This window comes from Arthrobacter glacialis (genome assembly GCF_002909415.1).
GTDB classification, from domain to species: Bacteria; Actinomycetota; Actinomycetes; order Actinomycetales; family Micrococcaceae; genus Specibacter; species Specibacter glacialis.
The window spans coordinates 61,593-79,978 of record NZ_PPXB01000006.1 but is presented as its reverse complement, the minus strand read 5'-3'; the positions used below and the strand labels follow the sequence as shown (position 1 = coordinate 79,978).

The 18,386-nt window shown below is 62.5% G+C and carries 20 protein-coding genes; 12 read left to right on the top strand and 8 right to left on the bottom strand.

Annotated features, from left to right (window positions below; translation table 11 throughout):
* Positions 1–11: 11 nt before the first annotated feature.
* Positions 12–569 (top strand): NUDIX domain-containing protein, encoded by a 558-nt coding sequence (locus CVS28_RS08895; RefSeq protein ID WP_103481274.1) that lies wholly within the window; start codon positions 12–14, stop codon positions 567–569.
* A gap of 117 nt (positions 570–686) precedes the next feature.
* Here CVS28_RS08895 and CVS28_RS08890 read toward each other — a convergent pair whose 3' ends face one another.
* Positions 687–2,315 (bottom strand): AMP-binding protein, encoded by a 1,629-nt coding sequence (locus CVS28_RS08890; RefSeq protein ID WP_103481273.1) that lies wholly within the window; start codon positions 2,313–2,315, stop codon positions 687–689.
* Between the two features lie 65 nt (positions 2,316–2,380).
* Here CVS28_RS08890 and CVS28_RS08885 point away from each other — a divergent pair, with 65 nt between their 5' ends.
* From CVS28_RS08885 to CVS28_RS08870, 4 genes are all read left to right on the top strand, one after another.
* Positions 2,381–3,052: a DUF6226 family protein gene (locus tag CVS28_RS08885; protein WP_103481272.1), complete on the top strand. Its 672-nt coding sequence runs from the start codon at positions 2,381–2,383 to the stop codon at positions 3,050–3,052.
* Between the two features lie 102 nt (positions 3,053–3,154).
* A complete protein-coding gene (locus tag CVS28_RS08880; protein ID WP_243399798.1) occupies positions 3,155–3,697 on the top strand; it encodes a DedA family protein in 543 nt (180 codons plus the stop codon).
* A 46-nt stretch (positions 3,698–3,743) separates the two neighbouring features.
* Positions 3,744–4,565, top strand: coding sequence for a thioesterase family protein (locus CVS28_RS08875; RefSeq protein ID WP_103481271.1), 822 nt, complete (start codon positions 3,744–3,746; stop codon positions 4,563–4,565).
* Complete coding sequence (locus CVS28_RS08870) at positions 4,562–5,269, top strand: lipoate--protein ligase family protein (protein WP_103481270.1); 708 nt, start codon at positions 4,562–4,564, stop codon at positions 5,267–5,269. The genes CVS28_RS08875 and CVS28_RS08870 overlap by 4 nt, the downstream gene beginning before the upstream one ends.
* A 14-nt stretch (positions 5,270–5,283) precedes the next feature.
* On the opposite strand, the gene CVS28_RS08865 is transcribed toward CVS28_RS08870, so the two are convergent.
* From CVS28_RS08865 to CVS28_RS19395, 4 genes are all read right to left on the bottom strand, one after another.
* Positions 5,284–5,904: an MBL fold metallo-hydrolase gene (locus CVS28_RS08865; RefSeq protein ID WP_103481269.1), complete on the bottom strand. Its 621-nt coding sequence runs from the start codon at positions 5,902–5,904 to the stop codon at positions 5,284–5,286.
* Positions 5,901–6,989 carry an S-(hydroxymethyl)mycothiol dehydrogenase gene (locus CVS28_RS08860; protein WP_103465554.1) on the bottom strand — a complete coding sequence of 363 codons (1,089 nt, stop codon included), beginning with the start codon at positions 6,987–6,989 and terminating at the stop codon, positions 5,901–5,903. Before CVS28_RS08860 ends, CVS28_RS08865 begins: the two co-directional genes overlap by 4 nt.
* 91 nt (positions 6,990–7,080) lie before the next feature.
* Positions 7,081–7,338 (bottom strand): mycoredoxin, encoded by a 258-nt coding sequence (locus CVS28_RS08855; RefSeq protein ID WP_103465555.1) that lies wholly within the window; start codon positions 7,336–7,338, stop codon positions 7,081–7,083.
* Position 7,339: 1 nt separating this feature from the next.
* The gene (locus tag CVS28_RS19395) at positions 7,340–7,531 is read right to left on the bottom strand and encodes a hypothetical protein (RefSeq protein WP_133159084.1); all 192 of its coding nucleotides are present in this window, start codon (positions 7,529–7,531) and stop codon (positions 7,340–7,342) included.
* Positions 7,532–7,547: 16 nt separating this feature from the next.
* Here CVS28_RS19395 and CVS28_RS08850 point away from each other — a divergent pair, with 16 nt between their 5' ends.
* The gene (locus CVS28_RS08850; RefSeq protein WP_243399797.1) at positions 7,548–8,291 is read left to right on the top strand and encodes an SOS response-associated peptidase; all 744 of its coding nucleotides are present in this window, start codon (positions 7,548–7,550) and stop codon (positions 8,289–8,291) included.
* On the opposite strand, the gene CVS28_RS08845 is transcribed toward CVS28_RS08850, so the two are convergent.
* Together CVS28_RS08845 and CVS28_RS08840 are read right to left on the bottom strand one after the other, a co-directional pair.
* The gene (locus CVS28_RS08845; protein WP_103465556.1) at positions 8,288–8,710 is read right to left on the bottom strand and encodes a VOC family protein; all 423 of its coding nucleotides are present in this window, start codon (positions 8,708–8,710) and stop codon (positions 8,288–8,290) included. The two genes, CVS28_RS08850 and CVS28_RS08845, sit on opposite strands and share 4 nt — an antisense overlap.
* A gap of 9 nt (positions 8,711–8,719) precedes the next feature.
* A complete protein-coding gene (locus CVS28_RS08840) occupies positions 8,720–9,226 on the bottom strand; it encodes a GNAT family N-acetyltransferase (protein WP_103481268.1) in 507 nt (168 codons plus the stop codon).
* 274 nt (positions 9,227–9,500) lie between these two features.
* Here CVS28_RS08840 and CVS28_RS08835 point away from each other — a divergent pair, with 274 nt between their 5' ends.
* The 6 genes from CVS28_RS08835 (at position 9,501) to pdxS (ending at position 17,544) form a co-directional block, all read left to right on the top strand.
* Positions 9,501–9,833, top strand: a complete 333-nt coding sequence (locus tag CVS28_RS08835; protein WP_103465558.1) for a DUF6504 family protein — start codon at positions 9,501–9,503, stop codon at positions 9,831–9,833.
* Positions 9,826–13,269, top strand: a complete 3,444-nt coding sequence (locus CVS28_RS08830; protein ID WP_243399796.1) for a DNA polymerase III subunit alpha — start codon at positions 9,826–9,828, stop codon at positions 13,267–13,269. The genes CVS28_RS08835 and CVS28_RS08830 overlap by 8 nt, the downstream gene beginning before the upstream one ends.
* 42 nt (positions 13,270–13,311) lie before the next feature.
* Positions 13,312–15,318, top strand: a complete 2,007-nt coding sequence (thrS, locus tag CVS28_RS08825) for a threonine--tRNA ligase (RefSeq protein ID WP_423716393.1) — start codon at positions 13,312–13,314, stop codon at positions 15,316–15,318.
* Positions 15,315–15,920 (top strand): HIT family protein, encoded by a 606-nt coding sequence (locus tag CVS28_RS08820; RefSeq protein ID WP_103481265.1) that lies wholly within the window; start codon positions 15,315–15,317, stop codon positions 15,918–15,920. Before thrS ends, CVS28_RS08820 begins: the two co-directional genes overlap by 4 nt.
* Entirely contained in the window at positions 15,910–16,536 is a 627-nt protein-coding gene (gene pgsA, locus CVS28_RS08815; RefSeq protein ID WP_103481264.1) for a phosphatidylinositol phosphate synthase, read from the top strand. The genes CVS28_RS08820 and pgsA overlap by 11 nt, the downstream gene beginning before the upstream one ends.
* Before the next feature lie 105 nt (positions 16,537–16,641).
* Entirely contained in the window at positions 16,642–17,544 is a 903-nt protein-coding gene (gene pdxS, locus CVS28_RS08810) for a pyridoxal 5'-phosphate synthase lyase subunit PdxS (protein ID WP_103465563.1), read from the top strand.
* A gap of 112 nt (positions 17,545–17,656) precedes the next feature.
* On the opposite strand, the gene CVS28_RS08805 is transcribed toward pdxS, so the two are convergent.
* Positions 17,657–18,361, bottom strand: a complete 705-nt coding sequence (locus CVS28_RS08805) for a GNAT family N-acetyltransferase (RefSeq protein ID WP_103465564.1) — start codon at positions 18,359–18,361, stop codon at positions 17,657–17,659.
* Positions 18,362–18,386 lie beyond the last annotated feature (25 nt).

The window sequence follows — 18,386 nt, the reverse complement described above, 5'->3', positions numbered from 1 at the left end:
CCGTGGAAGCCATGGATGAGGAAGATTCCCACACGCACTCGAGTTCTGCGTCCGCGGCCGCCCGATTCGTTCGGGATGCCGCGGCTGCTGTGCGTCCGGGCAGGCTTGGCAGCAACCGTGACCCCGGCGACGCCTGGGTCGAGGGGGAGCAGGGCAAGTTCTGGGGGAAGTTTGGCTCCGCCGGGTTGCTGGTGTTCGACGCCGGCCGCGGAGTCCTGCTGCAGCACCGGGCCATCTGGTCCCACCATGGCGGCACGTGGGGCCTGCCCGGCGGTGCACTGCACCATGGTGAAAGCGCCGTTGACGGCGCGTCGCGTGAGGCTTGGGAAGAAGCCGGGGTTCCGCGGGCGAACGTGGAACTGCTATTCACCTCCGTCTACGACGTGGGCTACTGGAGCTACACCACAGTGGCCGTCGAGGCCGTGGTGCCGTTTGAGCCCGTCATCAGCGACCCCGAGAGCCTGGCCCTGGAATGGGTGCCGCTTGGTGCAGTCTCCGCATTGCCGCTGCACCCGGGGTTCGGAACAGCATGGCCGGGGCTGCGAAATCGTCTTGAGGGTGGCGGTTAAAGGCAACCATGCGTGACGGCGTGCCAAACGGGCCGCGGCGCATGAAATTTCATGGGCCCTCGCCAGTTTGGCAGACTGTCGGCGCGGAACGGCCAAGTTGGCACGCCGTCGTGCTTCCTAGAGCCCCAGCAGCTCCATCGTGGCGGCGCGCATGTCCATTTTGCGCACCTTGCCCGTCACGGTCATGGGGAACTCGTTGACCACCAGAACGTAGCGCGGCACCTTGTGGCGGGACAGCTGGCCCTCGCAATAGGCGGCCACGGCGGCCTGATCCAGCGGCACTGCATCCGGCTTCATCATGATCCAGGCGCACAGCTCCTCACCGTACTTTTCATCCGGCACCCCAATGACCTGCACATCGGCAACATCCGGGTGCTGGTAGAGGAACTCCTCAATTTCACGCGGGTACAGGTTTTCCCCGCCCCGAATCACCATGTCCTTGATCCGGCCCACAATGTTGACATAGCCGTCGCTGAACATGACCGCAAGATCACCCGTGTGCATCCACCGGTCAGCATCAATGGCGCCGGCCGTCTTCTCCGGATCATTCCAGTACCCCAGCATGACCGAGTACCCGCGCGTGCAAAATTCGCCGGTGGTGCCCCGCGTAACCGTAAGCCCGGTGGCCGGATCCACAATCTTGACCTCCAGATGCGGGTGCACCCGGCCCACGGTTTCGGTCCGATGCGCCACATCGTCGTCAGTCTGCGTCTGCATGGATACCGGTGACGTCTCAGTCATGCCGTACGCTATGGACACCTGCGCCATATGCATCTCGGCCATGCACCGCTTCATGACCTCCACGGGGCAGGGGGAGCCGGCCATGATGCCAGTGCGCAGGCTGGAGAGATCGTAGCTGGCAAAGTCGGGCAGGTTCATTTCCGCAATGAACATGGTGGGCACGCCGTACAGGGCTGTGCAGTGCTCCTTCTGCACGGCCGCCAGCGTGGCTGCAGGATCGAAGGCCGCCGCCGGAATGATGATGGCGGCCCCGTGCGTGGTGGCACCCAAGTTGCCCATGACCATGCCGAAGCAGTGGTAAAACGGCACTGGCAGGCAGAGCCTGTCCTGCTCGGTGAACTTGATGGTCTCCGTCACGAAGTAGCCGTTGTTCAGGATGTTGTGGTGGCTCAGTGTGGCACCCTTGGGGTAGCCGGTGGTGCCCGAGGTGTACTGGATGTTGATGGGATCGTTCGGGTTCAATCCCTCCATGGCATGTTCGACGGCGTCAGCGGCCACCGCCGACCCGCCCGCCACGAGTGCGTCCCAGGACTCCGTGCCGATGTAAACAACGTCCACCAGGTCTGCACATTCGGGCAGGACGGTCTCAATCATGGCGGCGTAGTCTGAGCTGCGGAACGCCGGCATTGCCACCAGCAGGCGCATGCCCGATTGCTGGGCGGCGTACTTGAGCTCGTGGGTCCGGTAGGCCGGGTTGACGTTGACCAGGATGGCTCCGATCTTGGCCGTGGCGTACTGGATGAGCACCCATTCGGGCACATTGGGCGCCCAGATGCCCACCCGATCACCCTTGCCCACCCCGGCGGCGAGCAAACCGCGGGCCAGGGCATCGACGTCGTGATTCAACTGCGCATAGCTCCAGCGGCGCCCCGACGGCACGTCCACCAGCGCCTCCCTGTCCGGGAAGCGGCCGGCTGTGCGAACAAAGTTGGCGCCAATCGTCTCATCCAAGAGGGAGGTGGAGGAGGGGCCGGACGTCTGGGACGGCTGAGCATCGTTGGTCATGCACTGATGCTAGCCCCGAACCGCTCAACTGTGCGCCATCTCACGCATCTGGCTAGGGTGGTGACATGAGCGAAAGTTACCAGCGGCCCAGCATTGCCGCTACCGAGTTCACGGCAGACGACGGCGCTGTCATTGAGTATGGGAATCGGTGGGGCATGGACACCACGCCGGATGAGGCGTACAGCCGCGGGAGTCGTCCGGAGAGGTTCGCGGGCCTGCATGCGGTGGCTGATGCGCTCCTTGGGCATCTTCGTGCCAACTACGGCTGCGTGATTGAGGAAGGGCTGGCGCTCGTACCGCAACAAGGTGGCATGGGGAACCAAGAGGTCACCTCAGTTCGCGCCGTCAGGATCACCCCGTCAACCCCGGACGCGGCCCCGCTCATCTTTGAATACCTGGATTTTCCGTCCGTGCAGGTCCACGCCGGATTGTTGCATGCTGCCCCGGCGCCAACCTGTGGCTGTGATGCCTGTGATGAAACGCTGGACACCGCAGCCGATGAACTGGAACGGGTGGTCCTTGCCGTTGCCGCCGGAGAGTACAAGGAGTGGTTTACGGGCGGGTTCAGCCCGGCCCTGCACATGAGCATCACATTTCCCGGGGGTAGCAGCAGCTCGGCCGGGCCGCTACGGTTCAGCAGCCTGCCCAGAGAGCGCATCAAGGCAGCGCGGGCTGTGTTCAAAACGCTTCCCGGCGGCTGGCAGCCGTGGCCCGCGCGAGCAGTGTCACCCCACTGAAATTAACCCAACCGCACTGCCCTTCGATAAGCTAAGGTAAGACTAATAGCTCAGGATTCTGTAGCTATATTATTTTGATGGCCCAGGAGGTAGCACGCGCTCATGATGGACAGCATCGTCTCCCTGCCTTTCATCTGGGCCTTTCTGATCCTCTTTGCCATTGTCATGCTGCGCTCCAACGCCACGTACTGGGCAGGCCGCGGCCTGGCCGCCGGCGGACGCAAGACAAAGCTGCAAAAGCACCTGGACTCCCCGGCAGTCTTGCGGGCAGAAAAAATCATTGCCCGCTGGGGCGCTCCGGCCGTGAGCGTGAGTTTTTTGACCATCGGCGTGCAAACGGCCATCAACACTGCTGCCGGTCTGGGCCGCATGCCCCTGCGCCGCTACATCCCGGCCACAGTGATTGGTTCCATAGCCTGGGCCACCATCTACGCGACCATTGGCCTTGCCGCCTTTGACGCGGCCCTGGCCGCAGCCGCCGGATCACCCCTTGCCCTCATTGGCCTGGTGCTGCTGGCCGGCGTGGCTGCCTTGAGCATTCACCTGTTCCGCGTATCCCGAACCCGCAAGTTGGACAAGAGCGCCCTGGAAGATTGCCCCGCAATCACACCAGAAGCTGTCAACCCCGCAACACAGCAGGCCTAACCACCCATTTGGGCTACCCGGCAAGGCTGCCGGTAGAGTCATAGCCATGCCGGAGAACACAACGCAGTGCGCCGCTGAGGTGACATCGTACTACCGCCATCTGGGTGAAAACCGCTACGAGTCAACCATTCACGCCCAAGGTGCCTGGAACACGCACGAACAGCACATGGCCCCCGTGACGGGCATCATGGTTCATGCCCTGGAACAGTTTGAGCCCCGCGCGGACATGCGCCTGGCCCGCTTGAGCTTCGACATCCTGGGGCTGATTCCGGCCGGTGCATTCACCATTGACACAACACTTTTGCGTCCCGGAAAAACCATTGAACTCCTGCAGGCGGAACTGGTTGCCGAGGGGCGCGTGGCGGTCCGTGTCACGGCCTGGCGGTTGCAAACCAATGACACCTCAGCCGTTGAAGCCTACGAAGATGAGCCCATGGCCAGCTTGGAAAGCTCAGTGCCCTGGGACGGGTTGAGCAGCTGGCCCGGCGGCTTCATCAAGTCCGTGCAGGGCCGCTCCCATCCCGACCACCGGCCCGGTCGCGGACGTGCCTGGCTGCACAGCCCCTACACCATGCTCGACGGCGGTGAACACTCCTCGGCGCTGGTGCGCCTCCTGGGACTGGCCGACAGCGCCAATGGCGTGTCGGCGCGCATGGCTCCGGTTCCCGGGGGCTTCATGTTTCCCAACGTTGACCTCTCCATCCACATTTACCGTGAACCTGTGGGTGAGTGGCTGGGACTGGACACCCATGTGACCATTGCCGGCGACGGCATCGGGCTAACGTCCTCAGTGCTCAATGACATCAATGGCCCCTTTGCGCGAACGGAACAGATCTTGACTATCCGACCCATCCCGCACCGCCCATGAGCGCCATGATGGCCCCGTTGCTGGAAGTCCACCGCCAGCTGCATAATCTGGGCGCCGAAGCCGATCTCAATTACGCCCTGGAGCTGTTGGCCAGAGTGAAAACCGGCGACCAAGCTGACATGCTCCGGCTCTACCGCCCGGAGCCCACAGTGGCCTTTGGGCAGCGCGACACCAGGCTTGAGGGGTTCAGTCACGCCGAACAGGTCTCCCGGGAACACGGCTTCGTGCCTGCAGTGCGCAAGGCAGGCGGCCGGGCAGCCGCCTACCACCAGGGCACACTGGTGGTGGATCACCTGCAACGCGAGGATGACGCCATTGCCGGGGCCAAGGCGAGGTTTGGCTTCTTTGGGGACCTGTTTGCCCAAGCCCTGCAAAGTCTGGGCGTGGATGCCGCCGTGGGCGAAATTCCAGGGGAGTACTGCCCGGGCGAATTCAGTGTGTACGGCAGCGGCCCGGCCGGGCGGATCAAGCTCGTGGGCACGGCCCAACGCGTGGTCTCGGGTGCGTGGCTGTTCAGCTCGGTGATTGTTGTGGAGAATTCGGCACCCATCCGCAGCGTCCTCACCGGCACCTATGCAGCCCTGGGCCTGGAATGGGATCCTGCCACTGCCGGCGCTGCGCAGGATCTGGTTTCGGAGATCACTGTGGACGATGTGGAAGACGCCGTGTTGGCCGCCTACGCAGCCCACACGGCGCTTTCGTGATTCCCGCCAATAAGTTACTGCCCGGCGGCCAGCACTCCCGGCGCCTCAGCACCAATGGTGGTTGAATCGCCGTGACCGGTGTTCACCACCGTCTCCGGTGGCAGGGTCAGCAACCGCTCCTTGATGGAGGCAACGATGGTGGGGAAGTCGCTGTAGGAGCGCCCTGTTGCCCCGGGCCCGCCGTTGAACAAGGTGTCGCCGGTGAAAACAGTGCCCAGCGACTCGGCATAGAAGCATGTCGATCCGGGGGAGTGCCCGGGAGTGTGCAGGGCCGTCAGCACGGTGCCCGCCAGCTCAAAGGCGTCGCCGTCGGCGATGGTGGCATCCGGGGCGGTGCCTGGGAAAATGTGCTCCCACAGCATTTGGTCCGCCGGGTTCATGAACACGGGAGCCCCCACCAGGTCGGCAAAGTCACGGGCGAAGCGGATGTGGTCGTCATGGCCGTGCGTCAGCAAAACCGCCTTGACGGTGCGTTCCCCCACAGCCTCCTTGATGGCGCCGGGGTTGTGGGCGGGGTCGATCACATAGACCTGCGCGTCGTCACCCACCAACCACACGTTGTTGTCCACGTCCCAGGTGCCGCCGTCGAGCGAGAAAGTTCCTGAGGTCACCAGGCGCTCAATGCGGGCGCTCATGCGAACTCCACCACGGATCGCAGCACTGAGCCCTGGCCCATTTTGCTGAACGCTGCCTCAATGTCGTTGATGGTGATGCGTTCGCTCACAAAGGCGTCCAAATCCAGTTTGCCCTGCTTGTACAACTCAACCAGCATGGGGAAATCACGCGAAGGAAGGGCGTCGCCGTACCAGGACGACTTCAGGGACCCGCCGCGGCCAAACACATCCAGCAGTGGCAGTTCCAGCGTCATCTCCGGGGTGGGCACACCCACCAGCACCACGGTGCCGGCAAGGTCGCGGGCGTAGAACGCCTGCTTGTACGTTTCGGGACGTCCGACGGCGTCAATCACCACATCTGCCCCGAACCCGCCGGTGTGGTTCTGAATGGCGAGCACGGCATCCTCCTGGGAGGAATCCACCGTGTGCGTGGCCCCGAGTGCAAGGGCGGCTTCCAGCTTCTTGGGATCGCGGTCAACGGCAACGATGGTGGTGGCGCCGGCAAGTGCTGCCCCGGCAATGGCCGCCGAGCCCACGCCGCCGCAGCCGATCACGGCCACGGAGTCGCCGCGCTTCACGCCGCCGGTGTTGATGGCCGCGCCGATGCCTGCCATGACGCCGCAGCCCAGCAGACCCACAGCTCCCGGGTCAACATCCGGATCAACCTTGGTGCATTGCCCGGCCGCCACGAGGGTCTTCTCAATGAAGGCGCCAATGCCCAGTGCGGGGGAGAGGACGGTGCCGTCCTCGAGCGTCATCTTCTGCGTGGCGTTGGCCGTATTGAAGCAGTACTGGGCCTGGCCCTTGGCGCACGCCCGGCAGGTGCCGCAAACAGCGCGCCAGTTCAGGATGACCCTGTCGCCTGGAACCACGTTGGTGACCCCGGCACCCACGGCGCTGACTACACCTGTAGCCTCATGGCCCAGCAGGAACGGGAAGTCATCGCTGATCCCGCCCTGCTTGTAGTGCAAGTCAGTATGGCAAACACCGCTGGTCAAGATGTCCACGAGCGCTTCACCCGGTCCCGGATCCGGGACCAGGATGGTTTCGATTGTGACGGCCGCGTCCTTGCTCAGGACTACTGCGCCTTTGACCTTGTGCACCATGGAAGAGCTCCTAGAATCCGTTGTGTTCCGCCTTGCGGAACATCAAAATGAGGTTCCTGACAGGCTACACGGCTTCATGAGCCGGCTGTGACTAGGCGGCAAGCCTGGCTACAACATCCTTCAAGGAGGGGTTGGTTGCTGCTGAGCCGTCCGGAAACAACACGGTGGGGACCGTCTGGTTGCCGTCATTGAGGCTTTCAACGAGCTCGGCCGTACCCGGAACATCTTCGATGTTGATCTCGGTGTAGCCGATTCCTTCGGCGTCCAGCTGCTTCTTCAGGCGCTTGCAATAGCCGCACCACGTGGTGGAAAACATGGTGATGCTGCCAGCGTCGGGGGTGAAATCCACGTCAAATACTCCTTGAAAGAAAAGTCTTGTTGAATGCTACTGGTGACAACGCTACCGGGTGGAGGGGATATTCCTCATCTTGTGTCACATGCATGGCCTGCGCCGCCGGAACAGTCTGTGCCACTGGTCTTGCCGCGCTGCTTGTGGGCAGGTTCTGCGCCGAAGCGGCAGTTTGTGCCACCATGGATTCCATGTGTGGACGATACGTAATGGCCAGGGCAGTGGGCGATTTGGTGGCGGAGCTGGAAGCGGAGGCAGAGGCGTCCCTTGAGCTGAGGGCCTCCTACAACGTTGCCCCCACCACGGATGTGCCCATTGTGCTGGAGCGGCTCATTGACGGCGAGGTCCACCGGCAGATCCATGTTGCCAAATGGGGGTTGGTGCCGGGCTGGGCCAAGGACCCAAGCGTGGGTGTGCGGGCCTTCAACGCGCGCAGTGAAACCGTGGCGGAGAAGCCAACGTTCCGCTCAGCCTTGAAATCGAAGCGGTGCGGCGTGCCCGTGCAGGGCTACTACGAATGGAAAAAGTCGGCCGATGGGAAGAGCAAGCAGCCGTATTTTGTGCACAGTGCGGACGGCTCACTCATTACCTTTGCCGGGCTTTATGAATGGTGGAAGGACCCCAGCAAGGAAAACGGGGCGCCCGATCAGTGGCTGCTGTCCGCCAGCATCATCACCATGGCATCGCCACCTGAGGGTGAACTGGCCACATTGCACGACAGGCTGCCGGTGCCTCTGACGGCAAAAGGTCTGGCCGAATGGCTCAACCCGCAGGCAGAAACGCCGGCACAACTGCTGGAGATGGTCTTGGCGGATGCCTACAGGCAGGCTGCCAGCTGGGTGCTGGATCCGGTCGGCGCCGCTGTGGGCAATGTGCGCAATGACAACCCCGGACTCATCGAGCCCATCGAGCTCATCGAGCCCATCGCGCTCCAGGGGCCGGGTCCCGGCTAGACGGTGACGTTTCCGGCGTCGTCCACGGCCCAGGTGGGATTGAAGGCAACTTCCCAGCGGAAGCCGTCAGGATCGGCAAAATAACCGCTGTAGCCGCCCCAAGGCTGCTGCGCGGCAGGATGGTCCACGACGGCGCCCGCCGCAACCGCCTGCGCCAAGACGGCGTCGACCTCGGCAACACTGCCAACGTTGTGGCTCAGTGTGATGGGAGGGACGCCGTCGGAAGGCTCAACACCCAACTCGGCGGCCATGGCTTCACGGCTCCACAGCGACAAAATGAGCCCATGGTTCAGCTGCAGGAAGATGACCTGGCCTGGCACCTCCTGATGCGCCGTCCAGCCCAAGCCTGTGAGATAGAACTCACGGGAGCGTTCCACTGTGTGGACTCCCAAGGAAATAAACGTCAGCCGCTGCTCCATGGTGAAGCTTTAGTCCTCGGTGTCTTCGGGAGACCAGCGGTGGAAGTCCAGAGACAGGTACAGGGCAAGGGCTGCGGAATTGGTGGCTTCCACCCGTAGGGCCACATCTGCCTTGCCCTCGTTGAACAAGGTGTCCATGGTGGTAAGTACCAAGTCCTCGGCCAAGCCCCGGCGGCGGTGCTCACGGTCAGTGATCAGTTCAATGATGAAAGGTGCATCGGGAGTGTCGTCACCGATGGCGTGTTCCACCACCAGCACCGCTGCAACGATTTTGCCGTTTTTATCCAGTGCCACGTGGGAGGCATTGGGGAGGAAATGGCCGTATTTGCCGGCCCAGGATGCCTGGATGTCCGCCAAGGCAACTTCGATCGAATCGCCGGCGGCACCGGCGTCGTAGGCGGTGAAGTACAGCTCACCGAGGCGTTGGAGATCTGATTCCTGCACAGTACGGGAAGCCATCTTGAGCTCCCGTTCCAACGGATTGGTCTTAGCGATGAGGGTGACCATGTCAGTCATGGAACGCTCCTTCAAAAATCGTGGTGACGCCGTCAGGGAGACTAGGCCAATGGCCATAAGGCCATGCTAGACGCCAGTTGCGTTGTCAGCTATCTACATAACGCTTTAAGCGCAGAACAAATGTCCGCGCAGGCGTTTCTTCCCAATGGGCGGGTTACGTTCCGCGTGAAACTGAGCGTACACTTAAATCTATTCGGATATATGTACTAATAAGCCATTCGGATCAAGAATATGATGCTGAGTTGGTATTGCCGGGTGGAGGTGGAGTGCACGCATGGGCACGTTTAGCGAGTCAGTCAATGTGGTGCGCTCAGCCGAGGGGGCGCTGGTGCAGCTGTGGTGGCGCGGACGGCTCTATGACCTGGCCGCCGAACCATTGTGTTGGTATGAACGGCGGCCCTGGTGGGAAAGTGAGACCCGCATGCGGCCTGGCGAGGGAGTGGGGTACGTGGACACCCAAATGTGGCGGGTGCAAGTGCGCCAGGATGGCGCAACGGAGTTGTTGACCTTGGATCTGGTGAGGTACCGGCCCAGTGACCGTTGGCGCGTCATAAAAATCCATGACGCGCTGGATGAGAAATTTAAGGAGCTGCAGGAGGGTGCGTAACTTTGTCCATTTGCACTGCGCCTCAGCCTTCAGCGCCCACTATGGGGTTTCCTGGCCTGATGACTTGGCCCAGGCTGCGGCGGCAGACGGCGCCAACGCGCTTGCTATCACCGACAGGGATGGGCTCTATGGCGCCGTTAAACATGTCAAGGCCTGCAGGGCTGCCGGGATTGACCCCCTTGTAGGGGTTGACCTTGCCGTGTTGGAAGAGGGGCAAAACGGTCTGGAAGTGGCGGGGCGTGTGGTGATCCTGGCCCACGGCGGGGGATTCGTGGCTCCGGGCGCAGGTTACGGCGCCCTGTGCCGCCTCATTTCGGCCGCGCATGACCAGCCCCGGGGGCTGGTGGGCATCACCCTGGCCCAACTGGCTGCAGCCGTGCTGGATCCGGCTTCCGGCAGGGCAGTCTTAACAGTCTTGCTGGGTCCTGGTTCTCCCGTGGGCAGGGCGCTGAACGGGCGCAAGTATCTGCTGCCGCGCACCAAATTCCTTTCGTGGCGCAATGCCATGCCAGTGGGATCCCTTGTGGTGGAAATCCTGAGCCACCTGAGCGCTCCCGGTGCGCCCATGAGCACATCCCATGCTGTGCGGATGCTGAAATTGGCGCAGGAGTTTGATGTGCCGGCCGTTTTGAGCAACGCCGTGCGCTACAGCTGTGAAGACGATGCGCCAACGGCGGATGTCTTGGATGCTGCCAGGAACATCTCGCCCCTGGAGAAGCTCAATGACTTGCAACCCACGGGGCAGGCCTGGCTTAAAAATGCTGCCCAGATGCAGTCCGTGGCGCAGGAGATTGTTCACCAGGGCGGCTATGGCAGTGCCGAGCTGAGGCAGTTGTGGTCCAACACGGAACAATTGGCGGACAAGTGCAGGCTTGACCCTGCAGCGGATCTTGGCTGGAAGCAGCCCAAAACCCCCGAGTCTCAAGTGTTGGGTTTGACGCAGCCAGCCGGCATGGAGCTGCGCCAACGCACGGAAGCGGGGCTGAACCAGCGCTTTGGGGGACTCCCCGGCAAAAAGCTGCTGGAGGTGCGAGGCAGGCTCGAGACGGAGCTGGCCACCATTAGTGGTCTGGGTTTCGATTCCTACTTTCTTACTGTGGCCGAGGTCTCGGAGATGATCAAGGACATGGGGGTGCGCCGGGCGGCGCGAGGGTCCGGGGCGTCGTCCCTGGTCAACTATCTGCTGGGCATCAGCGCGGTGGACCCCATAGCCAATGACCTGCTCTTTGAACGGTTCCTCTCCCTGGACAGGTCAACGCTGCCGGACATTGACCTTGATGTGGAAAGCGCGGAACGCCACAACGTATACAGACGCATCTTTGAGCGTTTCGGCTCAAAACGGGTCACCCTGATGAGCATGCAAAACAGCTACCGTGCCCGCGGCGCTGTCAGGGATGCCGGGCTGGCGCTGGGCATGGACAAGGCTGATATTGACCAAATCGCCAAACAGCTGTGGCGGTTTTCGGCAGGATCCTTCAGGGAGGCGCTGGAGGAGAAGCCTGAGCTGCGCGATTTTGCCGCACAGGTGGAAAACTCCCGCCATGCGCAAGGAGGCGCCCAGCTGGATCTGCTGGTTGACCTCACCGAACGCCTGGACAGTTTGCCCAGGCACATTTCCATGCACCCCTGCGGGGTGATCCTGGGGGATTCGTCCTTATTGAACAGGACACCTGTGCAGCCGAGCGGGCTGGGCCTGCCCATGAGTCAATTTGATAAGCACGACATGGATGCCATGGGCATGCTCAAACTCGATGTGCTGGGTGTGCGCATGCAAAGCGCCATGGCCTATGCCGTGCGGGAAATCATCCGGCTGCACCCTTCCAAGGAGGCCGTTGCCGCTGAGGGCGGGCACCACCCGGCGGCGCCGTTCATCAACGAGGGGGGTGGCATTGATCTTGATGCCGTCCCGTTCGACGACGAACCCACCTTTGAGTTGATCCGCAGCACCCACACGCTGGGGTGTTTCCAGATTGAGTCCCCGGGCCAGCGTGAACTGGTGGGCAAGATGGCGCCCACCGAGTTCAGCGATCTGGTCATTGACATTTCCTTGTTCAGGCCCGGCCCCATGAAATCAAATATGGTGAAACCGTTCTTGGAAAACAGGGCGGGCTTCACCCCCGCCCACTACGCGCACCCGGATCTGATACCGGCCCTTGCGGAGACACACGGGGTGACGGTTTTTCATGAACAGGTGCTGCGAACCTTCAGTGTCATGACCAAATGCACCCTGTCCCGCGCGGACGAGTTTCGGCGTGGGCTGGGAAAGCCCGGCGTGGAACCAGCCATCGAAAAGTACTTCAGGGAACACTCCACTGCGCACGGTTACAGCACGGCTGTCATTGATGAGGTGTGGGAGACGCTGAAGGCTTTTGGCAGTTTTGGCTTCTGCAAGGCCCATGGGGCTGCCTTTGCTGTTCCCACCTACCAGTCGGCCTGGCTGAAGGCGCACCATCCAGCCGAGTTTCTGACGGGGTTGTGGGAGCACGATCCCGGCATGTATCCGCGGCGCCTGCTGGTGGCTGAGGCCAGGCGCCTGGGCATCCCCATCCTGCCGCTGGACATCAACGCCAGTGGCGGCCAGTACAGTGCCGAGCGGACAGCCAGCAACGTGACGGGTATTCGCATGAGCCTGGCCGGGGTGTATGGGCTCTCCGGGACGGAACTGAAAAGGATCCTCCACGGCCAGCCTTATGACTCGCTGGCTGATCTGCGTGATCGGGCCAAGCTGAGCCGGCCCGCGTTGAAGCGGCTTGCCCAGCTCGGCGCCCTGGATTCCCTGCACCACCAGGCACAACGCCTTACCGGCAATACGGCAAACCGTGCCGACCTCATAGCCCACGTCAACAGCCTCCCTGCCGGCAAGGGCAGCAAGCGCAACCATCCCATTGCGGGCCAGTTGCACCTGCCCCTGGAGGATGTGGAGTTAGGGGCGCTGCCGGCTGTGCATCCGGCGGCCAGCATGGCGGAGACGGTACGCACCGAACTTGACCTGTTGTCCATGGACGTGAGCGATCACCTGATGGGAAGTTACGCACCTCTTCTGGAACAGTTGGGGGTCAGCCGGGCTGACCAGCTGCTGGGCATGCGCAACAACAGTGAGGTTTTGGTGGCAGGGGTGCGGGTGGCCACGCAAACGCCACCCATGCGGGGCGGGAAACGGGTGGTGTTTATCAGCATTGACGACGGCACCGGGTGTGTGGACGCCACCTTCTTTTCCGAGGCGCAGGAAAAGTCGGGGCCCCTGCTTTTTGGCACCAGGATGCTCCTGATCCGGGGGTTGACGCGGCGAACAGGACCACGGGGAATCACTGTTCAGGCGTTGGAGGCCTGGGATTTGCAAAACACACCCCTGCTCCCGGCGCCGCCCGTGTTGGAAGGGGTCCCACCAACCCGATACCATCAAAGAGGCTCACAGCAACCCCCGTATGTTGCTTAGACATGGAGCCACACAGGACAAAACAAGGAGTTAAACGTGCCAGTGGATACACAAATCACCATCAAGGTCGAGGGCGTCGCGACTTCGGTGGCCACCGGCACCACCGGCGCGGAGCTGTTCTTTGAACGCCGCGAAGTAGTTGTCATGCGCGTGGACGGGGTCTTGAAGGACCTCTCGGCAGTGCTGGAAGCAGACGCTTCCGTGGAGCCCGTTGCCATTGATTCCCCCGACGGCCTGGACGTTTTGCGTCACTCAACAGCCCACGTCATGGCCCAGGCCGTGCAGGCGTTGCGCCCCGACGCCAAATTGGGCATCGGGCCGTACATCACCGACGGTTTCTACTTTGATTTTGACGTAGCCGAGCCCTTCACACCCGAGGATCTGAAGACCCTTGAGAAGATGATGCTCAAGATCGTCAACCAAAACCAAAAGTTTGCCCGCCGCGTGGTCACCGAGGACGAAGCCCGCGTTGCCATGGCCAACGAGCCGTACAAGCTGGAGCTTTTGGGCAAGAAAAACGATGACGCTGCCGACTCCGCCGAAGGTGTGAACATTGAAGTGGGTGCTGGCGAGATCACCATCTACGAAAACGTTGACCGCAAGAGCGGCGAGGCAGTGTGGTGCGATCTGTGCCGCGGCCCGCACCTGCAAAACACGAAACTCATCTCCAACGCCTTTGCGTTGACCCGCACCTCCGCGGCCTACTGGCTGGGCAACCAGAACAACCAGCAGCTGCAGCGCATCTACGGCACGGCCTGGCCCACCAAGGAAGCCCTGAAGGCTTACCAGGAGCGCATCGCCGAGGCCGAGCGCCGCGACCACCGCAAGCTGGGCGTCGAGCTGGACCTGTTCTCCTTCCCCGACGAGCTGGGCTCCGGCCTGCCGGTGTTCCACCCCAAGGGCGGAATCATCCGCAAGGAGATGGAAGACTACTCGCGCAAGCGCCACGTCGAGGCCGGCTACGACTTCGTCTACACACCGCACATCACCAAGGGCCACCTCTACGAGGTCTCCGGCCACCTTGACTGGTACCGCGACGGCATGTTCCCGCCCATGCACGTTGATGCTGAGCTGAATGAGGACGGCACGGTGCGCAAGCCCGGCCAGGACTACTTCCTCAAGCCCATGAACTGCCCCATGCACAACCTGATCTTCCGCTCACGCGGCCGCTCCTACCGCGAACTGCCGCTACGCCTGTTCGAATTCGGCTCGGTGTACCGCTACGAGAAGTCAGGCGTGGTGCACGGCCTGACGCGCGTGCGCGGCATGACACAGGATGACGCCCACATCTACTGCACCAAGGAGCAGATGAAGGATGAGCTCACCGAGACGCTGAATTTTGTCCTCTCACTGCTCAAGGATTACGGCCTGGAGGACTTCTACCTGGAGCTCTCCACGAAGAACCCGGAGAAGTTCGTCGGCGACGACGACGTCTGGGACGAGGCCACGCGCACGCTGGCAGAGGTTGCCGAGGCCTCCGGCCTGGAACTCGTCGCCGATCCCGGTGGAGCCGCGTTCTACGGCCCCAAGATCTCCGTGCAGGCCAAGGACGCCCTGGGCCGCACCTGGCAGATGTCCACCATCCAGCTGGACTTCAACCTGCCCGAGCGTTTTGAACTGGAATACCAGGCAGCCGACGGCACCCGCCAGCGCCCCGTCATGATCCACCGTGCGCTGTTCGGCTCGGTGGAGCGTTTCATGGGTGTTCTGACCGAGCACTACGCCGGCGCCTTCCCGGCCTGGCTCTCACCCGTCCAGGTGGTGGCCATCCCGGTTGCCGAGGCGTTCAACGACTACATGTACGACGTCGTCGCTCAACTGAAGAAGGCCGGCATCCGTGCCGAGGTGGACATCTCCAGCGACCGTTTCCCGAAGAAGATCCGCACCGCCAGCAAGGACAAAGTTCCCTTTGTACTGATTGCCGGTGGCGACGACGCCGATGCCAACGCTGTGTCCTTCCGTTTCCGTGACGGCAGCCAGGACAACGGGGTGCCCGTGTCCGAGGCCGTGTCCCGCATTGTTGAAGCCGTTAGGAACCGCACGGCGTGAGTGAAATCGGTGGGGCGCCCGAGCCCGTTGTGGACAATTTTGAACTCCCCGGGGTTCCGGATGCCTTTCAACGTCTGTGGACGCCCCACCGCCTTGCCTACGTCAAAGGCGGGCAGGACCATGTCACGGGCAGCCACAACTGCCCGTTCTGTGAGGCCCCATCGCGCAGCGATGAGGATTCCCTCATCGTCCACCGCGGCGAACTAGCCTTTGTGGTGCTCAATCTCTACCCGTACAACCCGGGCCACCTGCTGGTGTGCCCCTACCGCCATGTGCCTGACTACACGGACCTGACCTTGGCGGAGACGGCCGATTTTGCCGCACTGACGCAGCAGGGCATGCAGGTAATGCGTGCCGTGTCCAACCCCTCCGGCTTCAACCTGGGCATGAACCAGGGTGTCACCGGCGGCGCCGGCATAGCCGCCCACCTGCACCAGCACATTGTGCCGCGGTGGGGCGGGGATGGGAATTTCATGCCCATCATCGCCGGCACCAAGGCCATCACACAAACTCTTGATGACGTGCGCCAGCAAGTGTCTGCGGCGTGGGCAGCGGCTGGAAAATACACGCACACGCCCGAAAAGGACAGCGATGCTAAATAAGTACGCTCGCGCGCTTTTTGCCGCGATCTTTACCCCCGTCGCCGCCTTTTTGGTGCGCTTGAAAGTTTCCCCTGACGCGGTCACCATCATCGGCACCCTGGGTGTGGCGGCCGGCGCCTTGATCGGCTACCCACTGGGCGAATTGTTCTGGGGCACGGTGGTCATCACTGTGTTTGTCTTCTCGGACATCGTTGACGGGCTCATGGCTCGCATGTTGGGCCGCTCCGGCCCGTGGGGGGCCTTCCTGGACTCCACCCTGGACAGGGTGGGGGATGGGGCCGTCTTTGCCGGCATCGTCATCTGGTTCTACACCGGTGGCAACAACCATTTCATCGCTGCCATGGCGCTGACGTGCCTGGTGCTTGGCTCCATCGTCTCCTACGCCAAGGCGCGGGCCGAAGGTCTGGGCATGACCGCCAACGTTGGCATCGCGGAGCGCTCGGACAGGCTGGTGGTGGTGCTGGTGGCGACCGGGTTGGTAGGCCTGGGCATCCCCGAAACCGTGCTCGCCGTCGTACTTGTTTTGCTGGCTGCGGCCAGCCTGGTCACGGTGGTCCAAAGGGTGGGAACGGTGCGCAGGCAGGCCCTGGCGCAGGACCTGCACAGCGGACAGTAACACTCGTTTAAAAGGCGGGAAACCCCCGGAATAGAATGATCCTGGCTGTGCGACGCATCACGTGCACAGTGACTCTTTTTTCATTCCTTTCCAGAGGGGTTTTTTGTGTCTACACCCGAAGCAACACCCGTGACCGGCAGCAGCCGTGTCAAGCGCGGCATGGCCGAAATGCTCAAGGGCGGCGTCATCATGGACGTGGTCAACGTTGAACAAGCCAAGATCGCTGAAGATGCCGGCGCCGTGGCCGTCATGGCTTTGGAGCGCGTCCCTGCGGACATCCGCGCCCAGGGCGGCGTTTCCCGCGCCAGCGACCCGGACATGATTGACGCCATCATTGCCGCCGTGTCCATCCCCGTCATGGCCAAGGCCCGCATTGGCCACTTCGTTGAGGCCCAGGTCTTGGAGTCCTTGGGCGTTGACTACATTGATGAGTCCGAGGTTCTGACCCCGGCCGACTACGAGCACCACATCGACAAGTGGAACTTCAAGGTTCCCTTTGTTTGCGGTGCAACGAACCTGGGCGAGGCCCTGCGCCGCATCAATGAAGGTGCTGCCATGATCCGCTCGAAGGGCGAGGCCGGCACCGGCGATGTTTCCAACGCCACGGGCCACATGCGCAAGATCCGCACCCAGATTGCCCAGTTGGCTGCCCTGCCCGAGGACGAGCTGTACGTTGCCGCCAAGGAACTGCAGGCCCCGTACGAGCTCGTCAAGGAAGTTGCCGCCACCGGCAAGCTCCCCGTGGTCATGTTCACCGCCGGCGGCATCGCCACCCCGGCCGACGCTGCCATGATGATGCAGCTCGGCGCCGACGGCGTCTTCGTGGGCTCCGGCATCTTCAAGTCAGGCAACCCGGCGCAGCGTGCTGCAGCGGTAGTCAAGGCAACCACGTTCTTCGACGACGCCAAGATCATCGCCGACGTCTCCCGCGGCCTCGGTGAGGCAATGGTGGGCATCAACGTTGCCGACATCCCCGAGCCGCACCGTTTGGCTGAGCGAGGCTGGTAACACCCGCTGTTTGATTCACCGCACCGGTGATCGAGCCTGTCGAGATCTTGTGATCTTGGCAGGCTCGACGCCGTTAAGGGCTCAACTTACGCGGCAGGGGAAGATGCCGTGGCTACTGCGTTGTCCCGCTTTGGACACCCAGTTGCGGGACCTGGAACCACCACGTCTGGCCCTTGCCGATGAGCTCAAAGCCATATTTTCTGTAGAGTCGCTGGCCGTCAGGGGTGGCGTTGAGCAGAAGATGCTCGGCGCCGGCGTTGAAGGCCGCCTCGGAGAGCTTGTTGAGCAGGGACGTGCCAAGCCCCGTGCGGCGGAATTCTGCCTCCACCGACATGTCGAAAATCCCGGCCAGATGTTTGGCGCCCTGCTCCGGCGGGAAGTACGCATAGGACTGCCCCGCCACATCCAACCCGACGTGGGCAGTGGCGAGCCACACCTGGTTCTCCACGGCGGTGTTGAGGCTGACTCGGTCATCAACTGACTCGCTGGCCGCAGCTACGGCCTCCACATCAAGGCTCCGCGTCATCCACCACGGCTGCCAGCCAGGTTCAAAACGGTAGTTGGCCAAGTGCCCCGCCCGGACGGCAGCGTTGAGCCAGATGCCCACAGTTGCCGCACCTCGGCGCTCAGCCTCGGCCAAGGCAGGAAACAAGCCGGCCTCGGTGACGTTGGTGGGGAACATGCACAGCATTTCCCGTGTCTGCGGCAGCCACACCCAGTCCATCTGATGCGTGGTAAACGACCGTCCGCCCGTGGCCTCGGCAAGTGCCCTAAACCAGGCGTGTTGGGTGCGCTGACAATCTGCGATCGTCACCATGAGGTATCTTCCGTTTGTGAATGAG

Coding starts and splice junctions, on each gene's coding strand:
- CVS28_RS08875 (WP_103481271.1), top strand. CDS start 3,744: ATGCCGGAGAACACAACGCAGTGCGCCGCTGAGGTGACATCGTACTAC.
- CVS28_RS08865 (WP_103481269.1), bottom strand. CDS start 5,904: ATGAGCGCCCGCATTGAGCGCCTGGTGACCTCAGGAACTTTCTCGCTC.
- CVS28_RS08870 (WP_103481270.1), top strand. CDS start 4,562: ATGAGCGCCATGATGGCCCCGTTGCTGGAAGTCCACCGCCAGCTGCAT.
- CVS28_RS08895 (WP_103481274.1), top strand. CDS start 12: ATGGATGAGGAAGATTCCCACACGCACTCGAGTTCTGCGTCCGCGGCC.
- CVS28_RS08885 (WP_103481272.1), top strand. CDS start 2,381: ATGAGCGAAAGTTACCAGCGGCCCAGCATTGCCGCTACCGAGTTCACG.
- CVS28_RS08890 (WP_103481273.1), bottom strand. CDS start 2,315: ATGACCAACGATGCTCAGCCGTCCCAGACGTCCGGCCCCTCCTCCACC.
- pgsA (WP_103481264.1), top strand. CDS start 15,910: ATGCTAAATAAGTACGCTCGCGCGCTTTTTGCCGCGATCTTTACCCCC.
- CVS28_RS19395 (WP_133159084.1), bottom strand. CDS start 7,531: ATGGAATCCATGGTGGCACAAACTGCCGCTTCGGCGCAGAACCTGCCC.
- CVS28_RS08860 (WP_103465554.1), bottom strand. CDS start 6,989: ATGGTGCACAAGGTCAAAGGCGCAGTAGTCCTGAGCAAGGACGCGGCC.
- CVS28_RS08850 (WP_243399797.1), top strand. CDS start 7,548: ATGGCCAGGGCAGTGGGCGATTTGGTGGCGGAGCTGGAAGCGGAGGCA.
- CVS28_RS08835 (WP_103465558.1), top strand. CDS start 9,501: ATGGGCACGTTTAGCGAGTCAGTCAATGTGGTGCGCTCAGCCGAGGGG.
- CVS28_RS08840 (WP_103481268.1), bottom strand. CDS start 9,226: ATGACTGACATGGTCACCCTCATCGCTAAGACCAATCCGTTGGAACGG.
- CVS28_RS08845 (WP_103465556.1), bottom strand. CDS start 8,710: ATGGAGCAGCGGCTGACGTTTATTTCCTTGGGAGTCCACACAGTGGAA.
- CVS28_RS08880 (WP_243399798.1), top strand. CDS start 3,155: ATGATGGACAGCATCGTCTCCCTGCCTTTCATCTGGGCCTTTCTGATC.
- CVS28_RS08805 (WP_103465564.1), bottom strand. CDS start 18,361: ATGGTGACGATCGCAGATTGTCAGCGCACCCAACACGCCTGGTTTAGG.